This is a genomic window from Escherichia sp. 94.0001 (assembly GCF_013369155.2).
Lineage (GTDB): Bacteria > Pseudomonadota > Gammaproteobacteria > Enterobacterales > Enterobacteriaceae > Escherichia > Escherichia coli_F.
In genome coordinates this window covers 1-255 of sequence record NZ_JABWMS020000318.1, presented here as the reverse complement: position 1 = coordinate 255, position 255 = coordinate 1, and the positions used below count along the sequence as shown (strand labels likewise).

Genomic DNA, 255 nt, shown 5'->3' with positions numbered 1-255 from the left:
TGGCCGGTCAGAACACGGAGCTGGCGAAGCTGAAGTACCAGACAGCGCTGGGTGAGCTGAAAACCCTGACGGAGATACAGAAGCAGGAACTGCTGCGCAATGCGGCCCTGATTGACCAGCAAAAAATCCGGGAGCAGTTGCGGTACCGGGAAGAGACCCTGAAGAATGATAATGTGGCTGCGCGTGCATCAAATGAATCTGAACTGCTGGGGTACGGGCAGGGGGAACGAGCCAGGGAACGCATGCGGGAGTTGC

Annotated in this window: 1 pseudogene; it reads left to right on the top strand. The window is 57.6% G+C overall.

Annotated elements, in window-relative coordinates:
• A pseudogene (locus HEN33_RS27270) lies at positions 1-255 on the top strand (phage tail tape measure protein); the annotation flags it as partial.